Source organism: Thiococcus pfennigii (assembly GCF_016583835.1).
Taxonomy (GTDB): Bacteria; Pseudomonadota; Gammaproteobacteria; order Chromatiales; family Chromatiaceae; genus Thiococcus; species Thiococcus pfennigii.
In genome coordinates this window covers 136,013-159,799 of record NZ_NRRW01000002.1, presented here as the reverse complement: position 1 = coordinate 159,799, position 23,787 = coordinate 136,013, and the positions used below count along the sequence as shown (strand labels likewise).

The window sequence follows — 23,787 nt, the reverse complement described above, 5'->3', positions numbered from 1 at the left end:
GGATGGCCCCGATGGATCCGGCTCGCCGTCGCGGCTGGATGCGCGCGTTGGGGCGCCCCATTCGATCGGACTCGCACACGGAAGGATCTCGTCATGTCGGAACGATTGCGCGCCGTCGCTTGGGCGATCGTCGGTTTCGTCGCGGTACTGTCGATCATCGTCGCCGTCGACCGGCTCGTCGTCCAGCGGGCCTTCGAGCGCGTGCAGCGCGCCCAGGCCGGGGAGGACCTGGTGCGCGCCCGTCTCCTCGTCGAGGGCGAATTGGTCCGGCTGGCCTCGGCGGCGGCCTGTCGGGCCGCCCGTGCCGCCCTCGCCGGCACCGATGCGCCCGGCGCGCCCGGCGGTCGCGTCGCGCCCGAGGACGAGTCCGTCGGTGCCTGTCCCGAGCCGATCGACCTCGCCGCCCTCGTTGGGCCGGCGGGCGAGGTCCTCGCCCGGGCCGGTCGGCCGGCCCCGGCCGGCGACTCGGGCAGGGGGGGCGATGCACTCGTGGCCGCCCCGGCCCTGAGCGGGCCGCTGCGCCAGGCCCGCGGCGAGGGACGGGGGGCGGCCGGCCTGGTGGCCAGCCGCGACGGGCCCCTGCTGGTGGCCCTGCATCCCGTGCCGGCGGCGGGCCGCGGTCCGCCATGGGCGGTGCTCCTCGTCGGGTTGCGTGCCGATGCGGACTGGCAGCGAACCCTCGGCCAGCGCGCCGGCCTGCGCTTCGCGCTCCTTGCCGCCGAGGATCCTCCAGCGGAGGGCGCCGGGCGGCGCCGGTTCCTTTCCACCGGGCCCGAGCCGTCGGGTGTGCTCTCGGTCGTCCTCGATGGACTCGACGGGCGACCCGCGGCGCTATTGCGGGTCGCCGTGCGCGACGACATCGCGGTGACCGCGCGGCGCACGAGCCGCACGATGATCGGCATCCTCGGTCTGGCGGCCCTGGCCTGGCTGGTCGCGGTGGCCACATCCAATGCGGGCCGGCTGCGCGGGCGGTCGGGGGCGGCCTCGGCCTGGGGCACGGCAACGGTCGCGGCCCTGATCGGCCTGACGGTGACGCTGGCGATCCTCGATGGCCTCGGTCTGCCGGCCCATGCGTCCACGACGACCCCTTGGATGCTGGTCCTCGGGCTCTCGGCGACCCTGTTCCTGGCGGGGGCGCTCTACCGGCTCTCGGCGCGGCGTGCGCGGGCCGAGGCCCTGGCGGCCGCCCGGGACGTCGCCCTCCAGGAGAACGAGCGGCGCCTGCGCAGCATCCTCGATCATGCCCCCTGGGGCTGCCTGCTCTTCGACCTCCTCCCCGACGGTCGGCTGGTCCTGCGGGTCGCCAACCGGGTCGCGCACGCGACCCTCGGCTGGCCCGCGGGCGATGCGATCGGCCGCCCCCTCGAGGCGCTCTTCCCGGCGCTGCGGGGCACCTCGTTCCCCGCGACCCTGCGCCGGCTGGCGCGCGCGGGCGGCGTCCGCTATTGGCCGGAGATCCGCTACCCCGATGGTTCGATCGACGGCCTCTACGAGATCACGGCCTTCCAATCCGCCGGCGATGCGGTCGCGATCTTCTTCACCGAGATCTCGGAGCGGCGCCGCGCCAGCGAGCGCCGCCGCCTCGCGGCGGCGGTCTTCGAGGCGGTGCACGATGCGATCCTGGTCATGGATACCGGGCGACGGATCGTCGCGGTCAATCCGGCCTTCACGCGCCTGAGCGGCTATCCGGAGGCCGAGGCCCTGGGGCGCGAGCCGACCTTTCTGCATGCCGGCCGCCAGGCGACGGCCTTCTATGCGGGGATCTGGCGCGCAGTCGGTCGCGACGGGGTCTGGCAGGGCGAACTCGTCAACCGGCGCCAGGACGGTGCGGTCTTCGTCATGGTCGCCACCGTCAGCGAGGTCCGCGGCGACGAGGGGGAATTGACCCATTACGTCATCGTCGGTGCCGACATCACCCACCAGAAGGAGACCGAGCACCGCATCGAGCACCTGGCCCACTACGACGCCTTGACGGATCTGCCGAATCGGGTCCTGCTGAACCGGCGCGGCGATCTGGCCCTGGCGCTCGCGGAGAATCGTCGCGGGACACTGGCGGTGCTGGCCGTCGACCTCGATCACTTCAAGGGCATCAATGATTCGCTCGGCCACGCCGTCGGCGACGACCTGCTGCTGCAGGTCGCCGCGCGGTTGCGCGCGGCGAGCCGCGATACCGACACCGTCGGGCGACTCGGCGGCGACGAGTTCGCGTTGCTGCTGCCCGAGACCGGGCGCGATGGGGCGCTGCGCGCGGCCGAGCGGCTCATCGACGCCTTCCAGGAGCCGTTCGACCTGGCCGGGCAGATGGTGCGGATCACCCTGTCGATCGGCATCGCCATCTCTCCGCAGGACGGCAAGACGATGGCCGAACTGCTGAGGAACGCCGATACGGCCCTCCATCAGGCCAAGCTCGAGGGCCGTGCCACCCGGGTCTTCTTCACGCCGGAAATGAACGCCGCGGCCGTCGAGCGCCTCGTCCTGGAGTCCGACCTGCGCAGGTCGATCGCCACCGGCGGCATGCTCGCCTGGTATCAGCCGAAGGTGCGACTCGCCGACGGCCGACTGGTGGGCGCCGAGGCCCTGATCCGCTGGCGTCACGACGAGCGGGGGTTGATCCCGCCGGATCGTTTCATCCCGGTCGCCGAGGCCAGCCACCTGATCGTCGAGATCGGCGACTGGATCCTCGAGGCGGTCATCGGCCAGCTCGCCGCCTGGCGGGCCGCCGGCCTGCCGCCGCTCACGGTGGCCGTCAACCTGTCGCCGCAACACTTTCGCGACCCGCGGCTCGCGACCCGTATCGAGACCCTGCTGACGCGCTACGAGGTGCCGGCCGAGGCGCTGGCGCTGGAGCTGACCGAGTCGAGCCTGCTCGACGGCGGGGTCCGGACCCGCGAGATCCTGCTCGCGCTGCGGGCGCTGGGCGTGCAGCTTGCGATCGACGACTTCGGTACCGGGTACTCGAGCCTCGGCTATCTGAAGCGACTGCCGATTCAGGCCGTGAAGATCGACCGCGGCTTCGTGCGTGACCTCGCCGCGCATCCCGACGATCGCATCCTGGCGGCGACGATCGTCGCCCTCGGGCGCAGCCTGGGCCTGGAGGTCATCGCCGAGGGGGTGGAGACCGAGGAACAGCGCGAGATCCTGCTCGCGATCGGCTGCGACCTGGGACAGGGCTTCCTGTTCGACCGCGCCCTGTCCGCCGAGGCGTTCGCCGAGCGCTGGCTGCGTCCCGCGGCCCCGGCGGTGGGGTCGCCTCCCGAGGGGGCGCCCGTGCCGCGGCACCGGTAGGGCGCGCCGCGCGGCGCCGCCAGCCTGCTCAGGACTCGCGCAGCGCCACCGTCACCGGCAGGGTCGCGGCGCGCAGAGCCGGTAGCAGGCCGCCGAGGAGCCCGATGCCGAGGGCCCATTGCAGGCCGCGTCCGAGGAGCTCCGGGGTGACCTGGAACTGGAAGACCACCTGGCTGAAGTTCGACCCGAGCGTCGAGACGGTGAAGCCGTTGAAGAGCGCCCAGGCGATGCCGGCGCCGAGCAGGCCGCCGGCGAGCGCGAGTGCCATCGTCTCGAGCAGGACCGAAACGACGACCGGGGCGGCCGTGAAGCCGAGCGCGCGCAGCGTCGCGATCTCGCGGGCGCGCTGCGAGACGGCCGTGTACATGGTGTTCAGGGCACCGAAGACGGCGCCGAGGGCCATGATCGCGGCCACGCCGGTGCCGATCGCGCGGATCGCCGTCGTCAGCCGCTCGGACTGCTGCCTATAGTAGGTGCGCGTCGTCTCGACGTCGACGCGCAGGCGGGGATCGGCGGCGAGCGCCGCGCGCAGCGTCTCGATCGCCGCCGGCGAGTCGAGGGCCGCGATGACCGACTGGAAGCCGTTGCGGCGGTGGGCGGCGGCGAGCGTCTCGGCGTCGGTCCAGACCTCCGACTCGTGGGTGTCGCCGGAGGCGAAGACCCCGACGACCCGCCAGCCCTCATTGTTCATCCGCAGTTCGTCGCCGATCTCCAGCCCCCGGAATTGGGTCCGCGCCCCCTCCCCGACGATCAGCTCTCGGCGCCCCGACTCGAAGCGCCGCCCGGCGACGATGCGCACCTGCGGGCGCACCTGCCAGGCGAGCGGCCCGATGCCGCGCACCTCGAGGTTCGCATCGGCCCCGGTCGAGCGGCGCGGCACCGTCGCGACCAGCACCACGTCGGCCGTCGCGAGCGGCACATCGCGCGCGTCGCGGCGCACGCCCGGGGCCTGCATGATCAGCGGTACCGCCGAGCGCTCGACGACCGAGGAGACCTCGGCGTTGGCCCCGGCGCGCAGCACGATGGCCGTCTCGTCGTTGCCGGCCCGGGTCACGGTCGCCTCGAACCCGGCCGCCATCGCCTGCATCGCGACCAGCACGGCGACCACGCCGGCGATGCCGACGACGACCACCGAGGTCGCCCCGAGCCGCTGCGGGATGGTCGCGAGCCCGACCCGGGTGATCTCGAGCGCTTGGCGCCCCTGACGGGCGGCGACCAGCCAGTAGAGCAGACCGGCCAGCAGTCCGAGCATCAGGAACGGCTGCCAGAGCCAGCCGGCGGCGAGCGCCAGGCCGGCCAGGGACCCGACAAGCGTGCGCAGGGGCTTGGCGAAGTGGGCCATCGCTCGCGCCCCGCTCAGCGTCCGGCGAGGGCGTCGACGATGCGCAGGCGCATCGCCTTGAGCGCCGGCGGCAGGCCGACGATGAGGCCGATCGCGACCATCAGTACGCCCCCGAGGAGCCAACTGCGGGTCGCCATCACGACATCGAGCTGCCCCGAGGTCGCCTCGCTGATCACCGGCAGCGCGAGCCGCGCCATGACGAGGCCGGCCAGGCCGCCGAGCACGAGCAGCGTCACCGACTCGGCCATGACCAGCAGGAGCACGGCCCGGTTGCTGAAGCCGATCGTCTTGAGGACGGCGAGCTCCGGGATGCGCTCGCGGATCGCCTGGGCCATCGTGTTGCCGGTGAGCAGCAGCAGCGTGAAGAAGACCGCCGCCATGATGGCCGTGACGATCAGCCCGATGTCGCCGATCTGCTGGGCGAACGAGCGCTGGAAGTCGCGCTCGCTGCGCGCCGTGGTCTCGAACGCCGAGTTCGCGAACTGCCGATCGATCGCCTGGGCGACGCGGTCGGCCTGACGCGGATCGGCGACCCGTACCGTGAACCAGCCGACCGTCCCCTCCCCGAGCGTGCGGCCCTCGTCGAAATAGGCGTAGCGGAACAGGAGCTGGCGCTCCAGTCCGCGCAGCTGGGCGTCGCCGACCCGGTAGATGCCGACCAGGTCGAGGAGCCAACGGTCGGTGCCGTCCTTGTTCGGGTAGAGGGCACCCTGGAGCGGGATCTTGTCGCCGAGCCGCCAGCCGAAGCGCTCGGCCAGGGCGGCACCGACGATGGCACCGGTGCGCGTCTTGAGGAAGGCCTGCTGCTGCGCCGGCGGCAGCTCGTACTCCGGGTGCAGGGTCAGGTAGTTGTCGCTGACCGCGATGTTGGGGAAGAAATTCTTCGGATCCTGGTAGATGCCGCCGAACCAGTCGGCGTGGGCCACCCCGGCCACGCCCGGGACCGAGGCGATCCGCGCCAGGTACGAGGAGGGCAGGGTCTGGGTCAGCGACAGCCGCGAGGAGACGATGAGCCGGTCGATGCCGGTGGCCGTCTCGGGTGCGGTGAAGGCGACGCGCACCGCATCGAGCATGCCGAAGAGGGCGAAGGCCGCGGCTACCGACAGGAGCGTCAACAGCGTGCGCGGCTTCTTGCGCAGCAGGCCGGCGAGGACGAGCGGCAGGTACTTCACGGGCCGCTCGCGGGCGCCTCGCTGGCCTCGACCAGGACGCCCTTGTCGAGGTGCAGGACGCGCTTGGCGAACTCGGCCGCCTTCGGGTCGTGGGTGACCATGATCATCGTCTTGCCGTGCTCGCGGTTCAGCCGCTGGAGCAGCGCCAGGACCTCCTCGGCCGAGTGGCGGTCGAGATCGCCGGTCGGTTCGTCGCAGACGAGCAGCGTCGGGTCCGAGACGATCGCCCGGGCGATCGCGACCCGCTGCTGCTGGCCGCCCGAGAGCTCGGCGGGCTTGTGCCCGGCGCGGTCGGCGAGCCCGACGAGGCGCAGCGCGATGGCGGCATTGCGGCGGCGGCGCGCCGCCGAGAGGCGCGTCAGCAGCAGCGGCAGCTCGACATTGCGCTGCGCCGAGAGGGCCGGCAGCAGGTTGTAGAACTGGAACACGAAGCCGACATTGGCCGCCCGCCAGCGGGCCAGCGCCGTCTCGGAGAGGCGGTCGATGCGCTGCCCGGCCACGTGCAGGGTCCCGGCGCTCGGCACGTCGAGGCCGGCGATCATGTTGAGCAGCGTGCTCTTGCCGGAGCCCGATGGCCCCATCAGCGCGAGGAAGTCACCGGCGGGGATGTCGAGGTCGACGCCGTGCAGGACCTCGAGGCGCTCGCGGCCGCGCGTGTAGACCTTGCTCACGCCGCGGATCATGACCAGCGGCTCGCCGATCGGGGTAGGGGCGGGTACGTCCATCCGGGGCGCGGCTCAGGCGCCCGGGCGGGGCGCGATGCGCGCCCCGTCGGTCAGGTCGGCCGGCGGCGTGCGCACGATCCGCTCGCCCGGGGTCAGCCCCGCCTCGATCAGGCGCTGTTCGCCGAGCTCGGCCCCGGGCGTGACGCTCCGCTCGCGGGCGCGCTCGCCGTCGACGACATAGACGACGCTCGCCCCGTCGCGCGCGCGGACCGCCGTCGCCGGCACCAATACGCCGTTGGCCTGGCGCTTGCCTTCGGCCTGCGGCGCCTCGAGGAACGACACCCGCACGCCCATCTCGGGCACCAGGCGCGGGTCCTCGACGAGGATCGCGATGCGCACGCGGATCGTCGCCTTCGCGCGTTCGGCGGTCGGGATGATCGCGATCACCTCGGCCGGGATCCGCCAGTCCGGATAGGCGTCGAGCGTCGCGACGACCGGCTGGCCCGGGGCGACCCGGTCGATGAAGGCCTCGTTGACATCGACCTCGATCTCCAGCGAGGCCATGTCGACGATGGTGCCGATGCCGGTGCGGGTGAAGCCGCCGCCGGCCGACACGGGCGAGACGATCTCCCCGGGCTGGGCCGCTTTGGCGACGACCACGCCGGCGAAGGGCGCCCGCACGATGGTGTTGTCGTAGTCGACCTGCGCCACCGCGAGCTCCGCCTCGGCGACCTGGACCTGGCTGCGGCTCGCCGCGAGCTGCGCCTCGAGGGTGCGCACCTGGGTGCGCGCCAAGTCCAGCGCCTCCTCCGATGTCAGCCGCCGGGCATCGAGCCCCTCCTGGCGCCGCTCGGCGCGCCGCGCCTGTTCGAGCTGGGCCTCGATCTGGCCGAGTTGGGCGCGGGCGGCGGCGACGCGGGCCTGCCGCAGCGCGACCTGGGCCTTGGCGTCGGCATCGTCGAGGCGCGCCAGCACATCGCCGGCCGCGACCCGCTCGCCCTCCTCGATCAGCACCTCGGCGAGCTTGCCCGAGATCTTGCTCGACACCGTCGCCTGGCGGCGCGCGACAACATAGCCGGTCGCGTCGAGCAGGGTCGCGGGGCCTACGCCGCGGGTCTCGACGACGATCGTGTCGACGGTCAGGGCCTGGCCGAACAGGGCCCGGTAGCCGCCGATCCCGACCAGCGCGAGGACCAGGACGAGGACGAGCGGCCAGAGCCAGCGCCGGTCGCCGCGGCCCTCGCGTTCGCCATTGTCGATCCGCAATGCTTCGAGGAGGTCAGGTTCGGACATGGCGGTTACCAGGGAGGCGTCGAGGCATGGCGGTCCTTCCAGAATCGTGTCGCGTGGCGGGCATGTTGGCGTTGGACCGGTCGCGGGTCGGGCGGTTCGCTTTGGCACGCCGCGCGTTCGCCCGAGCCGCCGTTTGGGCGACGAGCGTGCCGATCAAGCGGCGGGCGCGTCGCAGATCCGACCGACAGTGCCCCTCGCGTCGCGAATCGCGGTACAGGTTCACAACCTTGTCCGTCTCGGGTGTCCAGGGACCTTGACAGGGGGGTGGGATCGTCTATCTTCTCCTGTAATTCGCGAGCGACTGGTGTCGTGCCGGCGCCCTCGTTCCCGGCCCTGAACAGGCCTTGGGCGCCGGCCCAGGTCGGCGAATGCGCAATTATCGAGGGCGTCCCGAGAAATTCAAGGCGCCTTTCGTTACTCGCATGCCCCTTTCTTCGTTTTCAATCGGTTGGTTTGGCGGAACGAGGGCGGGACGACGGTCGCGTCGTCCGTGACGCGCCTTGAAAGGGTTGCTCGTGGGGAAAGTTTTGGGCACCCTTGCGAGGAGCCAAGCGTTGGGGCTGCAGGCCGCGGGGTCTGGCAGTGATTCAGGTTACGAAACCGTTGGTAGATTGAATGGAGACTCATCCGATGAAGAAGACGGCCATACTTTTGACGTTTTTCGCGGCGATTTTTCTCTTAGGCGGCACGGCCTATGCCGACAGGATTCTGCCATCGGCCAATGCGGGGTCGCTTGGTTCCGATTACGAAGGCGTGGATGTCTCGCCGGGCGAATTCGCCGATGCCTTGACCGCCTACGAGGTCCTGACGAAGCGGGGCGCCATGTCCCCCGAGGTGCTTTCTCCGTCGGCCTGCGATGGGCAGCTCCTCTTCTGCACCGGCGGCTTCCGGACCTGCGAGTATGAGTGCCAGGGCACCGCCGGTGGCGGGACCCTCACCGGCGATCGTCCCTGCGGGCCCGTCAAGGTCTGCGTCGGGCTCCCGAACTGCGAAGCGGTGTGTCTGAATCCGAGTGCGCCAGCGCCTTCCGAGTGATTCGCCACGACCCTCGTGACGAGATGACATCGACCTGATCCGCCACGGATCGGGCACTTGGCCCCCAGGGCAACCCTGGGGGTCCCTCCCGCGACCTCTCCCCATCCGCGTGTCGGTTCGGACATGACCGGCGCACGCCTCGAGTGCGGCCCCTGACCCGCCCTCCCGCAGGTCGTCGCAGTCGCTACCGGACAGGCGCCGCCCCCTAGGTGCGGCTTCAGCCGCCATTCCCACCCCCCAGGCAAGTCTAGTCTAGCCGTTCAACATGCACGCGACCGCATGGACTCCGCGGTTGGGCTTGCCAAGCGGTGTTGCGGCTGAAGCCGCACCTACGGCGGCACGGAATGCGGAGGTCGGTCGCTGTGCGGAGGTCGTGCAGGATCCGGGACTCGCTGCGGGCTTCGATCGGTCGCGAGTCATGCCCATGCGGACAATTCGCATCTTGAACCAGAGGTGCCGCCCGTCACTGCGTCCGGCTCGGCCGGGGGCGGCCGAGCCGGCGTGGTCGCGGTCGTCAGGTCGGTATCGCGGGCACGAAGCGTGCGACGACGTCGCGCAGCGAGTCGGCCTTGACGGGCTTGGAGAGGAAGTCGTCCATGCCGGCGGCGAGGCAGGCGGTCTTGGTGTCTTCGGCCGCGTTGGCGGTCAGGGCGATGATCGGCAGGTGGCCGGCGCGCTCCTCGGCGCGGTAGGCGCGGGTGAAGGCGATGCCATCGAGCTTGGGCATGCGCAGGTCGATGAAGGCGATGTCGAAGCGGCCCTCGCGCGCCGTGCGCAGCGCCTCCTCGCCGTCGTCGACGAGGACGACCGCGAAGCCGAGGCGCTCGAGGAAGGTCCGGATCACCTTGGCGGCGATCTCGTTGTCCTCGGCGACCAGGATGCGGATCTCGGCGGCGTCGGGCCGAGCCGGTGCCAGTGGTCGGGGGCGGGCCGCCGCGGTGCGGTGCTCGGGGGGGTCTCGGGTCGCGTCGCGGCTGGTCAGGTCGATGAGGGTCGTGATCAGTTCCTCGGCAATGAAGGGCTTGTCGAGGTGGGCGGCGCAGAACTGATCGACCTGGGCGGTGCGCCGCCCGGCGTAGGTCAGGCAGAGGCAGGGCAGGGTCCGTTCGAAGGTCCTCCGGAAGAGGTCGAGCATCGCCGCCATGTCGACCGGTTGGGGCGCGTCGGCGACGATCAGCAGGTCCGTGGGCTCGGTGATCAGGCGGCTGAGTCGGGTGATGTCCTCGGCCTCCTCGCAGCGGACCCCGACCGCCGCGAGCTCGTCGCAGATCAGGGTCCGATAGGTCGTGTTGCGTTCGAAGATGAGCGCCCGCAGGCCGCTCAGCCGGCCGTCGATGCTTGGCGGCGGCGCCTCGGCCGGGGCGAGCGGCAGGCGCACCCAGAAGCGGCTGCCTCGACCCTCGACGCTGTCGACACCGATGGCCCCGCCCATCAATTGCGCGAGGTCGCGGGCGATCGTCGTGCCGAGGCCTGAGCCGCCGAAGCGACGGGTCGTCGATTCGTCGGCCTGGCGGAAGCTCTCGAAGATGGTCGTGAGCTTGTCGGCCGGGATCCCGATGCCGGTGTCGCGGACCTCGAACAAGAGGTGCGGCCGATCGAGCGCGGCCTCCGCCGGGCGCGGCGTCACGCTAAGCTCGACCTCGCCCTGTTCGGTGAACTTGACCGCGTTGCCGAGCAGGTTGAGCAGGATCTGGCGCACGCGCAGCGGGTCGCCGATATGGCGGGCCGGCAACCCCGGTGCGACCCGCAGGATCAACTCCAGGCCCTTGCCCAGGGCCAGTGGCTCCATGAGCCCGCAGACATCCTTGACGGTCGCGCGCAGGTCGAACGGCGTCTCCTCCAACCGGAGTTGGCGGGCATCGATCTTCGAGAGGTCGAGGATGTTTCCGATAAGGGACCCCAGGAGCTCGGCCGAGCGCGAGATGGCGACGACGTAGTCGCGCTGTTCGTCGGTGAGTTCGGTGGTCTCGAGGAGGTCGGTCATGCCGATCACCCCGGTCAGGGGCGTGCGCAGTTCGTGGGTCATGAAGGCCAGGAAGTCGCTCTTCGCCCGATTGGCCCGTTCGGCCTCGGCGCGCGCCTGCTGGACCCGGCGCAGCAGCGAGTACTGGTAGAGCGGCAGGGCCACCAGCAGGAGCATGAAGAAGGCCGCCTCGAACGGGTGTCGCGACCAGTGATCCAGGCTCATCAGGACGGCGTTGTACGCGAGCACCGAGACGACGGTGGCGAAGATCAGCTCGCTGCGCCCGTAGCGGGTGCCGGCCGAGATGAAGACCCAGATGTAGAAGAGGTAGAAGGGGCTGATGGCCTCCTGCGTGAGCTGGATCACGAGGCTGGTGGCGAGGATGTCGATGAGCAGCCCCAGGTAGCGCCGCGGCGTCGACTCGGGTACCCGCAGCGCGCTGATCAGCAGGGCGATGGCGATGACCAGAAAGAACGCGAACAGGGCGACGAAGTAGGAGACATCGATCGCGTAGTAGCCCGTGTGGGCCCCCAGGCCGATGTAGACCAGGCCGAAGGCCCAGATCGCCAGGCGTACAACGGCGGATTGGAAATCGGCCCGGCCGAGCAAGTCGGGCGGCAAACCGAAGGTTCGACGCATCGTGCGATTCCTCCCTGATGTGGCCGGCCGCGGCGCGTCGGCTGCGGCCGGTGCGCTGGTGGGGATTGATCTTCATGGTATATTAGCGAAAACTTTCGCCGTCCTGCCCATTGGCCAGTCGGCGCTCGAGGCGAAGTTTTCCCGTGCCGATCTTCCGAGTGCCGTATCGTCGCGACAATAACAGCAGACCGCCGTCGGCGCCCCGTGGTGCGCCTGGTGGGCCGAGCGCTCGCCCGCGGTCCGGTCACAACTGAGAGAAAGAGGAGTACCCCATGTCGAAGAAGCATCCCATCGTCGCCGTGACCGGTTCGTCCGGCGCGGGCACGACCACGGTCAAGCGCGCCTTCGAGCACATCTTCTACCGCGACGGGATCAACCCGGCGGTCATCGAGGGCGACAGCTTCCATCGCTACGACCGGGCCGAGATGAAGGTGCAGATGGCCAAGGCCCACGATGAGAGCCGCAACCTCAGCCACTTCGGCGCCGAGGCCAACCGCTTCGACCTGTTGGAGACGCTCTTTCAGAGCTATGGCGAGAGCGGCAGCGGCGACAAGCGCTACTACATCCACAGCGACGACGAGGCGGCGATGCACAATGCCCGCCTCGGTACCGACCTGAAGCCCGGTCAGTTCACGCCCTGGGAGACGATCGCCCCCGATACCGATCTGCTCTTCTACGAGGGCCTGCACGGCTTGGTGGTGACCGAGGAGCACAATGTCGCCCGTCACGTCGATCTCGGCGTCGCGGTCGTCCCCATCGTCAACCTGGAGTGGATCCAGAAGATCCATCGCGACAACGCCGAGCGGGGCTATTCGGCCGAGGCGATCGTCGACACCATCCTGCGTCGGATGCCCGACTACATCAATTACATCGTCCCGCAGTTCTCGCTGACCGACATCAACTTCCAGCGGGTCTCGACGGTCGACACATCCAACCCGTTCATTGCCCGTGACATCCCGACGCCGGACGAGAGCTTCGTCATCATCCGCTTCAAGGAACCGGAGCGGCTCAATATCAACTTCCCGTACCTGCTCGCGATGATCCACGACTCCTTCATGACCCGCCGCAACACCATCGTCGTGCCCGGCGGCAAGATGGGCTTCGCGATGGAGATCATCCTCCAGCCGATCATCGAGCGGATGATGGACGACCGCAAGGTCTGAGCCGCGTCGAGCCGAGCGGCGGTACCCCGCCGCTCGGCCCGGTTCAGCCCGGGCGGCCCTGGGCCGTCCTGTCCTGCCCGGCGTCCTGCTCCGGGTCGCCGAGCGGTCGCATGGGCTGGATCCCGAGCAACAGCACCCGGCGGCTGTCGGCGCGCATCACGACGAAGCGAAAGCCGTCGATCTCGACCGTCTCGCCCTTCTTCGGCACATGGCCGAGGGCGTTGACGACCAACCCGCCGATCGTGTCGAACTCGGCGTCCGAGAACTCGGCGCCGAAGTACTCGTTGAAGTCCTCGATCGAGGTGCGCGCCTTGGCCGTGTACTCGTTGCGGCTGCGCCGGAAGATGCTCGCGCCCTCGTCGAAATCGTGCTCGTCCTCGATCTCGCCGACGATCTGCTCGAGCACGTCCTCGATCGTCACCAGCCCGGCGGCGGCGCCGTACTCGTCGACGACGATCGCCATGTGGTTGCGGCTGGCGCGGAACTCCTTCAGCAGCACGTTGAGGCGCTTGCTCTCGGGCACGAAGAAGGCCGAGCGCAGCAGGTCGCGGAGGTTGAAGCCGCGGCGGTTGTTCGAGCAGTAGGCGAGCAGATCCTTGGCGATGAGGATGCCGAGCACCTCGCCCTTGTCCTCGCCGACGACGGGAAAGCGCGAGTGGGCCGATTCGACGGCGATCTCGAGGATCCGCTCCAGCGGGTCGTCGCGGCGGATGGCGACCATCTCGGCGCGCGGGATCATGATGTCGCGCACGCGCTGATCGGCCACCTGCAGGACACCCTCGATCATGCACAGGGCGTCGGTATCGAGCAGGGCCCGTTCCTTGGCCTGCTTGAGCCGTTCGATGAGTTGCTCCCGGTCCTGCGGCTCGCTTCCGAAGACCTGCCCGAGTCGTTCGAGCCAGCCCCATGGACGCGAGCCGTTGCTAGATCGATCGCTAGTCATTGTTTCAATCCATCTCCTCGTAGGGATCATCGAATCCTAACCCGCGCAAGATGACCGTTTCCAGCCTCTCCATCTCGGCGGCCGCGGCCGCGTCCTCGTGGTCGTGGCCGAGCAGGTGCAGGGTGCCGTGGACCAGCAGGTGGGCCCAGTGGGCGACGGGCGGTTTGCCCTGTTCGGCGGCCTCGCGCGCGACGACCGGGGCGCACAGGACCAGGTCCCCGAGCAGGTCGATGGCGTTGGGCAGGCCGGGCGGGGCCTCGAACGGGAACGACAGGATGTTCGTCGGTCCCTCCTTGCCGCGGTAGCGGCGGTTGAGCTCGGCGCCCTCGGCCAGGTCGACGAGACGCACCGTCACCTCGGCGCGGGTGCGCCGCCCGGCCAGGGCGGCTGCGACCCAGGCGGCGCAGTCGGCGGCCGAGGGCAGGTCCGGCGCGCCGCTCGCGCACTGGAGATCAAGCTCGAGGTCCATCGCGGGGCGCCCGGCCTCAGCGATCGGCAAAGGCGTTGTCATCGCCGCGGCGCCGGTCGAAGGCGTCGTAGGCGTTGACGATGCGCTGCACCAGGGCGTGGCGCACGACGTCGCGGGCGTTGAAGAAGGTGAAGCCGATGCCCGGCACGTCGCGCAGGATCTCCACCGCCTGGCGCAGCCCCGAGGGCTGGCCGCGCGGCAGGTCGACCTGGGTCATGTCGCCGGTGATCACGGCCGTCGAGCCGAAGCCGATGCGGGTGAGGAACATCTTCATCTGCTCGGGCGTCGTGTTCTGCGCCTCGTCCAGGATGATGAAGGATTCGTTGAGCGTGCGCCCACGCATGTAGGCGAGCGGCGCGACCTCGATGACGTTGCGTTCGATCAGCTTGCCGACCTTCTCGAAGCCGAGCATCTCGAACAGGGCGTCGTAGAGCGGGCGCAGGTAGGGGTCGATCTTCTGGGCCAGGTCGCCGGGCAGGAAGCCGAGGCGCTCGCCGGCCTCGACGGCCGGGCGCACCAGCAGCAGGCGGCGCACTCGGTCGGTCTCCAGCGCCTCGATGGCGCTCGCGACGGCCAGGTAGGTCTTGCCGGTGCCGGCTGGGCCGATGCCGAAGTTGATGTCGTGGCGCTGGATCGTGTGCAGGTATTCCTGCTGGTTGGGGCCGCGGGCGCGGATCAGGCCGCGCTTGGTCTTGATGACGACCTCCGGCAGCCGGTTGCGGCATTCGGCGAGGTCGGCCTCGAGGGTCGATTCTTGGAGGTGCAGGTGGATCGTCTCCGGGGTCAGGACCTCGTGCTCGGTCGCGGCATAGAGGGCGCGCAGGACCAATTCGCCGGCGGCGACGCCGGGCGCGTCGCCGACCAGGCGGAAGCTCGCCCCGCGGTTGCCGATCTCGATGCCGAGCCGGCGCTCGATCTGGCGCAGGTGCTGGTCGAGCTGGCCGCAGAGGTTGGCGAGCCGGACGTTGTCGGTCGGGGCCAGGTCCAGGTCGCGGACCGCGGGCTCGACCCGCAGGGCGGAGGCGCTCGTCGGCATCAGGCGATGAAGGCGTCGCTGAGGGCGCCGCGCAGCGAGTTGGGCAGCGCCTCGGTGATGGTCAGGTCGACGAACTGTCCGACCAGGTGGTCGGGCCCCGAGAAGTTGACGACCCGGTTGTTCTCGGTGCGCCCGGCGAGCTGTCGCGGGTCCTTGCGCGCCGGCCCCTCGACGAGGATCCGCTGGCGGGTGCCGACCATGCGCCGGCTGAGCGCCTGCGCCTGGGTGTTGATCTGCTGCTGGAGGCGGGCGAGGCGGGCCTGCTTGACCTCGAGCGGCACCGAATCCGGGTAGTCGGCGGCCGGGGTGCCGGGGCGGGGGCTGTAGATGAAGCTGTAGCTCTGGTCGAAGCCGAGCTCCGCGACCAGGGCCAGGGTCGCCTCGAAGTCGGCGTCACCCTCGCCGGGAAAGCCGACGATGAAATCCGACGCGAGGCTGAGCCCCGGGCGCGCGGCGCGCAGCCGGCGGACCTTGGCCTTGTATTCGAGGACCGTGTGACCGCGCTTCATCCGCGCGAGCACCGGGTCCGAGCCGCTCTGGATCGGCAGGTGCAGGTAGCTTGCGAGCTCGGGGACGTCGCGGTAGGCGGCGATCAGGTCATCGGAGAGTTCGACCGGGTGGCTGGTCGTGAAGCGGATCCGGTCGATGCCCTCGATCGCCGCGACGTAGCGGATCAAGAGCGCGAGATCGGCCTCGCCGCCATCGTCGGTCGCGCCGCGGTAGGCATTGACATTCTGCCCGAGCAGATTGACCTCGCGCACGCCCTGCTCGGCGAGGGCCGCGACCTCGGCGATCACGTCGTCGAACGGCCGGCTGATCTCCTCGCCGCGAGTGTAGGGCACGACGCAGTAGCTGCAATACTTCGAGCAGCCCTCCATGACCGAGACGAAGGCCGTCGGCCCGTCGGCGCGCGGGGCCGGCAGGCAGTCGAACTTCTCGATCTCGGGGAAGGAGACGTCGATCTGTGGCGCGCGCTCGCGGGCCAGCGCGTCGAGCATGCTCGGCAGCCGATGCAACGTCTGCGGGCCGAAGATCAGGTCGACGAACGGCGCCCGGGTGCGGATCGCCTCGCCCTCCTGGCTCGCGACGCAGCCGCCGACGCCGATGATCAGGTCGGGGCGGTGCACCTTCCAGGGCCGCCAGCGGCCGAGCTGGGAGAAGACCTTCTCCTGGGCCTTCTCGCGGATCGAGCAGGTGTTGAGCAGCAGGACGTCGGCGTCCTCCGGCCGTTCCGCGAGTTCCAGGCCGTGCGAGACGCGCAGGACGTCCGCCAGGCGGGCGGAGTCGTATTCGTTCATCTGGCAGCCGTAGGTCTGGATGAAGAGCTTCTTGGCGGGCATCGTGGGGGGAGGTGCGAGACGGGAGTGCGATGTTCAGCCATTCAATGGTTTACTGTCAAGGGCGGCGACGCCCGAACAGCACGACGGGGCGTCTTGATCGGCGTGACGGGCAGGCGATGCGTCCCGGCGGCCCCCGCCGGCGTCGTCTGCGCCGGTAGGGCCCGCCTGTGAGCGACCCCGGTGAGCGATCCGGGCGGGCGATCCGGGTGGGCGATCCGGCAGGGCGGTCGCCGAGAAGGGGCAGGTTGGCGCGCGTCGTAGCCCGACGGCCCCGGCTCAGGCGGCGAGGTGACCGCGAACGGCACTCAAGTAGCGGCCCGCAGCGGGTATAATGCCGGGATCCGCAGCGGGGTGCGGCCCTGGGACCCAGCGGGCCGTCACCGGGGCCGCTCGGGCAGCGGTGCCGCGAGTGCTCGAGGCGCCGCGAAGCCCTCGCCGTTCCACCAGGGAGCAGGCCGATGAAGGTCCAGATCCTCCAGCACGTGCCCTTCGAGGACACGGGTTCGATGGCCGCCTGGCTCGCCGGGCGCGAGGCCGTCTGCCACTACACGCGCCTCTTCGCGGGCGACGCCCTACCCGCGCCCGAGGGCCTCGACCTGATCATCGCGCTGGGCGGGCCGATGAGCGTCAACGACGAGCGCGAGCACCCCTGGCTGCGCGGCGAGAAGGCCTTCCTGCGCGCGGCGATCGCGCGCGGCACGCGGGTCCTCGGGGTTTGCCTTGGCGCCCAGCTCATCGCCAGCGCCCTCGGCGCGCGGGTCTACCGCCATGCGGAGAGGGAGATCGGCTGGTTCGAGATCGAGGGGCTCGCCGCCGCCCCCGGCGAGGCGCCGGGGCGGCTCGAGCTGCCGCGCCGTTGCCGGGTCTTCCAATGGCATGGCGACACCTTCGAGCTGCCGGCCGGCGCGGTGCAGCTCGCGCGCAGCCCGGCCTGCGAGGCCCAGGCCTTTCAGGTCGAGCGCCACGTCGTCGCGCTTCAGTTCCATCTGGAGACGACGCCGCAGAGCGCCGCGGCGCTCCTCGAGCATTGCCGCGACGAGCTGGTGCCCGGCCCCTGGGTCCAGGACGAGGAGACCATCCGTGCCGCCGATGCCGCGACCTACGCCGCGGCCAATCGGCTCATGGTGCGGGTGCTCGACCACCTCGCGGCCGCCTGAGCGGCCTGCAAGCCATACCCTTCGGCCGCCGCCGGTGGCCGAGCTGAACGAGTGCAATCAATGTCATACGATTCTTCGAACATAAAGGTGCTGCGCGGTCTCGATGCGGTGCGCAAGCGGCCGGGGATGTACATCGGCGACACGGACGACGGCACCGGGCTGCACCACATGGTCTTCGAGGTCGTCGACAACTCGATCGACGAGGCCCTGGCCGGTCACTGCAACGAGATCCGGGTAACGCTGCTCGCCGACGGCTCGGTGGCGGTCGTCGACAATGGGCGCGGGATCCCGGTCGACCTGCACGTCGAGGAGAACCGTTCCGCGGCCGAGGTGATCATGACGGTCTTGCACGCCGGCGGGAAGTTCGACAACAACTCGTACAAGGTTTCGGGTGGGCTGCACGGGGTCGGCGTGTCGGTCGTCAATGCGTTGTCGGAGCACCTCGACCTCGTGATCCGCCGCAACGGCCGGGTCCACCGCCAGGAGTACCGCCTCGGCGAGCCCCTGTACCCACTCGCGGTCATCGGCGAGACGGGCGAGAGCGGTACCGAGATCCGCTTCAAGCCCTCGCGCGAGATCTTCTCCGACGTCGAGTTCCACTACGACATCCTGGCCAAGCGCCTGCGGGAGCTCTCGTTCCTGAACTCGGGGGTGTGCATCCTGCTCACCGACGAGGCCACCGGGCGGAGCGATCGGTTCGAGTACGAGGGCGGGATCCGCGCCTTCGTCGCGCATCTCAACCGCAACAAGGCGCCGATCCACCCGAGCGTCTTCCACTTCTGCACCGAGCGCCAGTCGGTGACCGTGGAGGTCGCGCTGCAGTGGAACGATTCCTACAACGAGAGCATCTTCTGCTACACGAACAATATCCCGCAGCGCGACGGTGGGACCCATCTGGCCGGCTTTCGCGCCGGCCTGACGCGCACCCTGAACAACTACATCGAGCGCAATGGGCTCGACAAGTCCGCGAAGGTCAAGACGATCGGCGAGGACGCCCGCGAGGGGTTGACCGGCGTCGTCTCGGTCAAGGTCCCCGATCCGAAGTTCTCGTCCCAGACCAAGGACAAGCTCGTCTCCTCCGAGGTCAAGGCGGTCGTCGAGGCGCTGATCGTCGAGAAGCTCGACGAATTCCTCGAGGAGAACCCGCCCGAGGCCAAGACCATCGTCAACAAGATGCTGGAGGCCGCACGGGCGCGCGACGCGGCGCGCAAGGCCCGCGAGATGACCCGCCGCAAGGGCGTGCTCGATATCGCCGGCCTGCCCGGCAAGCTCGCCGACTGCCAGGAGAAGGACCCGTCGCGCTCCGAGCTCTATCTCGTCGAGGGCGACTCGGCCGGCGGCTCGGCCAAGCAGGGCCGGGACCGCGCCTTCCAGGCGATCCTGCCGCTCAAGGGCAAGATCCTCAACGTCGAGAAGGCGCGTTTCGAGAAGATGCTCTCCTCGGCCGAGGTCGGCACCCTGATCACGGCGCTGGGCTGTGGTATCGGGCGCGAGGAGTACGACCCGGACAAGCTGCGCTATCACCGCATCATCATCATGACGGATGCCGACGTCGACGGCGCGCACATCCGCACCCTGCTGCTGACCTTCTTCTACCGTCAGATGCCGGAACTCGTCGAGCGCGGCCACATCTACATCGCCCAGCCGCCGCTCTACAAGCTGCGCCGCGGCAAGCACGAGGAGTACCTGCTCGACGAGGCGAGCCTACGCCTGGCCCTGCTCCAGACCGCCCTCGATGGGGCGAGCATGCAGGTCGCCGCGGAGGCCCCGCCGCTGCGCGCGTCGGCCCTGGAGGAGCTCGCGAAGGAGTATCTGGTCGTCAAGCGCATCATCCAGCGCCTCGCGGTGCGCTACGACGAGCGGGTCCTCGTCGAACTCCAGGGCCTGCCGCGCCTGGCCCCCGCCGCCTTCGAGGAGGCGGCGCAGCTCGGTGACTGGCTGGCCGAGCTCGACCAACGCCTCAATCGCCAGGCCTCGCCGGCGGTCAGCTACCGGGTTGCCGCGAGCGGACCGGACGACCTCGTCTACCCGGGGCTGGAGGTGATCCGCCTGGTCCACGGCATCCCCGAGACGCGCTTCATCCCGATCGAGTTCTTCAAGAGCGCCGACTACAACCGCATCGTCCACTTCGGCGAGAAGGTCGCGACCCTGCTCGGTCCCGGGGCCAGGGTCCGCCGTGGCGAGAAGGAACAGGCGATCGAGTCCTTCGGGCAGGGCGTCGACTGGTTGATCGGCGACGCCCAGAAGGGCTACTTCATCCAGCGCTACAAGGGGCTCGGCGAGATGAACCCGGATCAGCTCTGGGACACGACGATGAACCCCGAGTCGCGCCGCCTGCTCCAGGTCACGATCGAAGACGCGATCGCCGCCGACCAGATCTTCACGACCCTGATGGGCGACCAGGTCGAGCCGCGCCGCGACTTCATCGAGACCAACGCGCTCAACGCCGAGAACCTCGACGTGTGAGACGACGTCCAGCCGGCGTCCCCGCGCGCCGTTTCATGGGAACGGTCGGGTTGCGCGTGCCGTAACCCGATAGGCGGCGCTGCCTGTTTCGCGGTAACCTCACCCGATCGCGAATCCCGGCGAGCACAGGTTCGGCAGACACCGGCGAGATGGCACAGACGATCCCGTTGCAGGGCGTGACGGCGGCGCGCCCCGAGGCCGTCGAACGGATGGTCGCGCGCTTGGAGCAGCGCTACCCTGGACGGATCACGGGGCGGCTAGTGCGCCCGGCGACGGCGGCCCAATATCGCCCGCTGCCACCCGGGCTGCATCCAGGCCTCGCCCAGGCGCTCGCGGCGCGCGGCGTCGAGCGTCTCTACAGTCACCAGCGCGCCGCCTGGGACCGGGTCGCCGAGGGGCGTCACCTGGTGATCGCGACGCCGACCGCCTCGGGCAAGACCCTCTGCTACAACCTGCCGGTCCTCGATGCGGTGCTGACGCGCGGCGTCAAGGCCCTGTACCTATTTCCGACCAAGGCCCTGGCCCAGGACCAGGTCGCCGAGCTCAATGCGCTCAATCAGGCGGCCACCCTTGGTGTGAAGGCCTTCACCTTCGACGGCGACACGCCGGGCGATGCGCGCCAGGCGGTGCGCACCCGCGGCGACATCGTCGTCTCCAACCCGGACATGCTCCACCAGGCGATCCTGCCGCACCATACGAAGTGGGCGCAGTTCTTCGAGGGGCTGGCCTTCGTCGTCGTCGATGAGCTGCACAGCTATCGCGGCGTGTTCGGCTCGCACGTGGCCAATGTCTTCCGCCGGCTGCGGCGCATCTGCCGCTTCTACGGCGTTGCGCCCCAGTTCCTGTTCGCCTCGGCGACGATCGGCAATCCGGCGGCCCTAGCCGAGGGTCTGATCGGCGCGCCGGTCGCGGCCGTCAACGAGAGCGGTGCACCGGCCGGCGACCGCCACCTGCTGCTGTGGAACCCGCCGGTCATCAATCCGGACCTGGGCCTGCGTGCGTCGGCCCGCTCGCAGACGACGCGCCTTGCGCGGCTCGCGGCCAAGAGCGGACTGAAGACGATCGTCTTCGCCCGCTCGCGGTTGATGGTCGAGGTCATCACCAAGTACCTGAAGGACGTCTTCGACCGCGACCCGCGCCGCCCGCCACGGGTGCTGGCCTATCGCGGCGGTTACCTGCCGAGCGAGCGGCGCGCGGCCGAGAAGGCGATGCGCGCCGGGCGGGTCGACCTCGTGGTCAGCACCTCGGCGCTCGAGCTCGGCGTCGACATCGGGGCGCTCGATGTGGCGGTCTTGAACGGCTATCCGGGCACGGTCGCGGCGACCTGGCAGCGCCTCGGGCGGGCCGGGCGGCGGCTGCGCCCGAGCCTCGGCGTGCTGGTCGCGACCAGCGACCCGCTCGATCAGTACCTGGTGCGCCACCCGGAGTTCTTCTTCGATGCCTCGCCCGAGCAGGCGCGCATCCACCCGGATCAACTGCTGATCCTGCTCGATCACGTGCGCTGCGCGGCCTTCGAGCTGCCGTTCCAGGACGGCGAGTCGTTCGGCGGCGAGGACCTGATCGAGATGCTCGGCTATCTGCGCGACGAGGGGCTGCTCCAGCACCAGGGCGGGCGCTGGTATTGGATCGCCGACAGCTATCCGGCCCAGGCCGTGTCGTTGCGCTCGGTCGCCGAGGGCAACTTCGTCGTCGTCGAGATCACCGACGGGGCGAGTCGCATCCTCGCCGAGGTCGACTACACGGCCGCGCCTGGGACCCTCTACGAGGGGGCGATCTACATGGTCCAGTCGCGCCCCTATCAGGTCGAGCGGCTCGACTGGGTCGGGCGCAAGGCCTATGTGCGCGCGACCCGTGCCGACTACTACACGGATGCGATCGACTACACGCGCCTGAAGATCCTCGACCGCTTCGACCTCCGCCCCGAGGGGCTCGCCGCCGCGGCCCACGGCGAGGTCCACCTGGTGCGCCGCTACCCGGGCTACAAGAAGATCCGCTACTACAGCCACGACAACGTCGGCTACGGCAACATCAACCTGCCGGACCAGGAGCTGCACACGACCGCCGTCTGGTGGCAGGCGCGCCCCGATGCCCTGGAGGGCCTGCTGCCGGACCGCCAGCAGGCCATCGAGGGCTTCCTCGGCGCCGCCTACGCGCTGCACCATGTCGCGGTCCTGCGCGCGATGGCCGAACTGCGCGACCTGGGGCGCGCGGTCGGGGATGGGCAGGGCACCTGGTTCGCGACCCTAGGCGCCGACGGCCGAGGGCAGCTGCGCGGCGCCGAGAACGAGCCGGTCGCCGCGGGCGATCTGACCGGCTTCGAGCCGACCCTGTTCCTCTACGACAATTACCCGGGCGGGGTCGGTCTGTCGGCGCCCCTCTTCGACGAGGCCGCACTATTGGTCCGCGACGCCCTCGACCTGGTCGCGGCCTGCCCCTGTCCGGCCGGCTGCCCGGCCTGCGTCGGCCCGGTGCTCCCCGGCGACGAGGTGCGCGCGGTGACACCGAAGGCGGCGGCCCAGGCCGTGCTGGGGTTGCTCCATGGAGACTAAAGGGGGGCTTCGGGGGGGGCTGAAGGAGCGGCTCGGGCGGCTCAAGGGAGGGGCCCCGTCCGCGCCCGAGGCGTCCGCCTCCTTCGCGGCGCGGGTCCAGCGCCTGCGCCGGGGGACCGGGCGTGTGGCGGCGCACGGCGGCAGTCCGGACGAGCAGGCCCTCGCCGAGGCACTCGGCGCCGAGCGGCTCGCCCCGGGCGTGCTGCGCCGCGAGGAGCGGCTGGCGTTGAGCGAGCGCCACGGTGCCGTCGCCCTTGCCGAGGTGCCGGGGGCGCTGGCCGAGCTCGCCGAGGGGCCTGCGGTGGAAAGGGTGGGCGATCCCGTTGGGGATCGGGACGGCTGGATCTTCCTGGACACCGAGACGAGCGGCCTGGCCGGCGGCACCGGCACCTGGATCTTCCAGCTCGGTGTCCTGCGCCCCGTGGCCGATGGCTGGTGCCTGCGCCAGTACCTGCTCGCGCGGCTCGATGCCGAGGCTGCCTTCATCGAGGCGATCGCCGTCGAGCTTGGCGGGGCCGGGCTCGTCATCACCTACAATGGCAGGAGCTTCGATGCGCCCCTGCTCGCGACCCGGTTTCGGCTCGCCGGGCGGGGCGATCCGCTGGCCGGCGTCGCCCACCTCGACCTGCTCGCGCGCGTGCGGCGCGCCTTTGCCCCGGTTTGGCCCGATTGCCGGCTGGCGAGCGCCGAGGAGCAACTACTCGGCTTCCGCCGTGCCGGCGACCTGCCCGGGGCCGCCGCCCCGCAGGCCTGGCTCGATTGGCTGCGCCATGGCCGGATCGCGCCGCTCGCCGCCGTGGCGCGCCACAACCGCTGGGATCTGCTGTCGCTGGCGGCCCTCGCGGTGCCGCTGGCGGTCACCTATCGCGACCCGTCGGCGACGGGGGCGGCGGTCGAGGCCGTCGCCGCCTACCACCTCGCCCGTGGCGCGCCGGAGCTCGCCTATGCGGTCCTCGCCGGGTACCCGTCGCGGCTCGCCCCGCCGGCCCGGCTACTCTTGGCCGACCTGCACCGCCGGCGCGGCGAGTGGGAGGCCGCCTGCCGCCTCTGGGGCGAGCTCGTCGAGCGCGACGAGCCGGCCGCCCTGGAGGCCCTGGCCAAGTACCATGAGCACCGCCGCCGCGACCCGGCCCAGGCCCTGGCGCTCGCCCGCCGCCTGCCGCCGGGCGCGGCGCGCGAGCGCCGCTGTGCGCGCCTCGCCGCCAAGCTCGGCCGCGGCTCCGCGATGCCGCCGTAGGGACCGGCTTGCCCTGGCGATCGATGCCCGCTG

The 23,787-nt window shown here is 70.6% G+C and carries 16 protein-coding genes; 7 read left to right on the top strand and 9 right to left on the bottom strand.

What is annotated here, in order from left to right; all coding sequences use genetic code 11:
• Positions 1–93: 93 nt before the first annotated feature.
• A complete protein-coding gene (locus tag CKO41_RS01480; RefSeq protein ID WP_200381029.1) occupies positions 94–3,285 on the top strand; it encodes a bifunctional diguanylate cyclase/phosphodiesterase in 3,192 nt (1,063 codons plus the stop codon).
• A gap of 28 nt (positions 3,286–3,313) precedes the next feature.
• Here the strand turns inward: CKO41_RS01480 and CKO41_RS01475 are convergent, their stop codons facing one another.
• Genes CKO41_RS01475 through CKO41_RS01460 form a run of 4 tightly spaced genes read right to left on the bottom strand, consistent with a single transcriptional unit; the run spans position 3,314 to position 7,757 of the window.
• Complete coding sequence (locus CKO41_RS01475; RefSeq protein WP_200381028.1) at positions 3,314–4,627, bottom strand: ABC transporter permease; 1,314 nt, start codon at positions 4,625–4,627, stop codon at positions 3,314–3,316.
• A 14-nt stretch (positions 4,628–4,641) separates the two neighbouring features.
• On the bottom strand, positions 4,642–5,799 hold the full coding sequence (locus CKO41_RS01470) for an FtsX-like permease family protein (RefSeq protein ID WP_200253831.1): 1,158 nt from the start codon (positions 5,797–5,799) through the stop codon (positions 4,642–4,644).
• Positions 5,796–6,524, bottom strand: coding sequence for an ABC transporter ATP-binding protein (locus CKO41_RS01465; protein WP_200253829.1), 729 nt, complete (start codon positions 6,522–6,524; stop codon positions 5,796–5,798). The genes CKO41_RS01470 and CKO41_RS01465 overlap by 4 nt, the downstream gene beginning before the upstream one ends.
• Positions 6,525–6,536: 12 nt before the next feature.
• A complete protein-coding gene (locus tag CKO41_RS01460; protein ID WP_200253827.1) occupies positions 6,537–7,757 on the bottom strand; it encodes an efflux RND transporter periplasmic adaptor subunit in 1,221 nt (406 codons plus the stop codon).
• A gap of 630 nt (positions 7,758–8,387) precedes the next feature.
• On the opposite strand from CKO41_RS01460, the gene CKO41_RS01455 reads away from it, so the two are divergent.
• Complete coding sequence (locus CKO41_RS01455; RefSeq protein WP_200253825.1) at positions 8,388–8,792, top strand: hypothetical protein; 405 nt, start codon at positions 8,388–8,390, stop codon at positions 8,790–8,792.
• A 514-nt stretch (positions 8,793–9,306) separates the two neighbouring features.
• Here CKO41_RS01455 and CKO41_RS01450 read toward each other — a convergent pair.
• Complete coding sequence (locus CKO41_RS01450; protein ID WP_200381027.1) at positions 9,307–11,394, bottom strand: ATP-binding protein; 2,088 nt, start codon at positions 11,392–11,394, stop codon at positions 9,307–9,309.
• Positions 11,395–11,666: 272 nt separating this feature from the next.
• Here CKO41_RS01450 and CKO41_RS01445 point away from each other — a divergent pair, with 272 nt between their 5' ends.
• A complete protein-coding gene (locus CKO41_RS01445; protein WP_200254868.1) occupies positions 11,667–12,557 on the top strand; it encodes a phosphoribulokinase in 891 nt (296 codons plus the stop codon).
• 43 nt (positions 12,558–12,600) lie between these two features.
• Here the strand turns inward: CKO41_RS01445 and CKO41_RS01440 are convergent, their stop codons facing one another.
• The 4 genes from CKO41_RS01440 to miaB are packed head-to-tail and all read right to left on the bottom strand — an operon-like array spanning position 12,601 to position 16,345.
• Positions 12,601–13,500, bottom strand: coding sequence for a CorC family transporter (locus CKO41_RS01440; RefSeq protein WP_200381026.1), 900 nt, complete (start codon positions 13,498–13,500; stop codon positions 12,601–12,603).
• Between the two features lie 4 nt (positions 13,501–13,504).
• The gene (gene ybeY / locus CKO41_RS01435; protein WP_200254864.1) at positions 13,505–13,969 is read right to left on the bottom strand and encodes an rRNA maturation RNase YbeY; all 465 of its coding nucleotides are present in this window, start codon (positions 13,967–13,969) and stop codon (positions 13,505–13,507) included.
• 16 nt (positions 13,970–13,985) lie between these two features.
• Positions 13,986–15,005 (bottom strand): PhoH family protein, encoded by a 1,020-nt coding sequence (locus CKO41_RS01430; RefSeq protein WP_200254862.1) that lies wholly within the window; start codon positions 15,003–15,005, stop codon positions 13,986–13,988.
• Positions 15,005–16,345 carry a tRNA (N6-isopentenyl adenosine(37)-C2)-methylthiotransferase MiaB gene (gene miaB / locus CKO41_RS01425; protein WP_200381025.1) on the bottom strand — a complete coding sequence of 447 codons (1,341 nt, stop codon included), beginning with the start codon at positions 16,343–16,345 and terminating at the stop codon, positions 15,005–15,007. The genes CKO41_RS01430 and miaB overlap by 1 nt, the downstream gene beginning before the upstream one ends.
• A gap of 458 nt (positions 16,346–16,803) precedes the next feature.
• On the opposite strand from miaB, the gene CKO41_RS01420 reads away from it, so the two are divergent.
• The 4 genes from CKO41_RS01420 (at position 16,804) to CKO41_RS01405 (ending at position 23,754) form a co-directional block, all read left to right on the top strand.
• The gene (locus CKO41_RS01420) at positions 16,804–17,502 is read left to right on the top strand and encodes a type 1 glutamine amidotransferase (RefSeq protein WP_200254436.1); all 699 of its coding nucleotides are present in this window, start codon (positions 16,804–16,806) and stop codon (positions 17,500–17,502) included.
• Positions 17,503–17,562: 60 nt separating this feature from the next.
• Positions 17,563–19,968 carry a DNA topoisomerase (ATP-hydrolyzing) subunit B gene (gyrB, locus tag CKO41_RS01415; RefSeq protein ID WP_200254434.1) on the top strand — a complete coding sequence of 802 codons (2,406 nt, stop codon included), beginning with the start codon at positions 17,563–17,565 and terminating at the stop codon, positions 19,966–19,968.
• A gap of 149 nt (positions 19,969–20,117) precedes the next feature.
• On the top strand, positions 20,118–22,517 hold the full coding sequence (locus CKO41_RS01410; RefSeq protein WP_200381024.1) for a DEAD/DEAH box helicase: 2,400 nt from the start codon (positions 20,118–20,120) through the stop codon (positions 22,515–22,517).
• Positions 22,507–23,754 carry a ribonuclease H-like domain-containing protein gene (locus tag CKO41_RS01405; protein ID WP_200381023.1) on the top strand — a complete coding sequence of 416 codons (1,248 nt, stop codon included), beginning with the start codon at positions 22,507–22,509 and terminating at the stop codon, positions 23,752–23,754. Before CKO41_RS01410 ends, CKO41_RS01405 begins: the two co-directional genes overlap by 11 nt.
• Positions 23,755–23,787 lie beyond the last annotated feature (33 nt).

Bases quoted from the DNA above. Each gene is read 5' to 3' on its own strand.
- CKO41_RS01450 (WP_200381027.1), bottom strand. From the start codon at position 11,394: ATGCGTCGAACCTTCGGTTTGCCGCCCGACTTGCTCGGCCGGGCCGAT.
- CKO41_RS01475 (WP_200381028.1), bottom strand. From the start codon at position 4,627: ATGGCCCACTTCGCCAAGCCCCTGCGCACGCTTGTCGGGTCCCTGGCC.
- CKO41_RS01460 (WP_200253827.1), bottom strand. From the start codon at position 7,757: ATGTCCGAACCTGACCTCCTCGAAGCATTGCGGATCGACAATGGCGAA.
- CKO41_RS01410 (WP_200381024.1), top strand. From the start codon at position 20,118: ATGGCACAGACGATCCCGTTGCAGGGCGTGACGGCGGCGCGCCCCGAG.
- ybeY (WP_200254864.1), bottom strand. From the start codon at position 13,969: ATGGACCTCGAGCTTGATCTCCAGTGCGCGAGCGGCGCGCCGGACCTG.
- CKO41_RS01465 (WP_200253829.1), bottom strand. From the start codon at position 6,524: ATGGACGTACCCGCCCCTACCCCGATCGGCGAGCCGCTGGTCATGATC.
- miaB (WP_200381025.1), bottom strand. From the start codon at position 16,345: ATGCCCGCCAAGAAGCTCTTCATCCAGACCTACGGCTGCCAGATGAAC.
- CKO41_RS01480 (WP_200381029.1), top strand. From the start codon at position 94: ATGTCGGAACGATTGCGCGCCGTCGCTTGGGCGATCGTCGGTTTCGTC.
- CKO41_RS01430 (WP_200254862.1), bottom strand. From the start codon at position 15,005: ATGCCGACGAGCGCCTCCGCCCTGCGGGTCGAGCCCGCGGTCCGCGAC.
- CKO41_RS01440 (WP_200381026.1), bottom strand. From the start codon at position 13,500: ATGACTAGCGATCGATCTAGCAACGGCTCGCGTCCATGGGGCTGGCTC.
- CKO41_RS01455 (WP_200253825.1), top strand. From the start codon at position 8,388: ATGAAGAAGACGGCCATACTTTTGACGTTTTTCGCGGCGATTTTTCTC.
- gyrB (WP_200254434.1), top strand. From the start codon at position 17,563: ATGTCATACGATTCTTCGAACATAAAGGTGCTGCGCGGTCTCGATGCG.
- CKO41_RS01405 (WP_200381023.1), top strand. From the start codon at position 22,507: ATGGAGACTAAAGGGGGGCTTCGGGGGGGGCTGAAGGAGCGGCTCGGG.
- CKO41_RS01445 (WP_200254868.1), top strand. From the start codon at position 11,667: ATGTCGAAGAAGCATCCCATCGTCGCCGTGACCGGTTCGTCCGGCGCG.
- CKO41_RS01420 (WP_200254436.1), top strand. From the start codon at position 16,804: ATGAAGGTCCAGATCCTCCAGCACGTGCCCTTCGAGGACACGGGTTCG.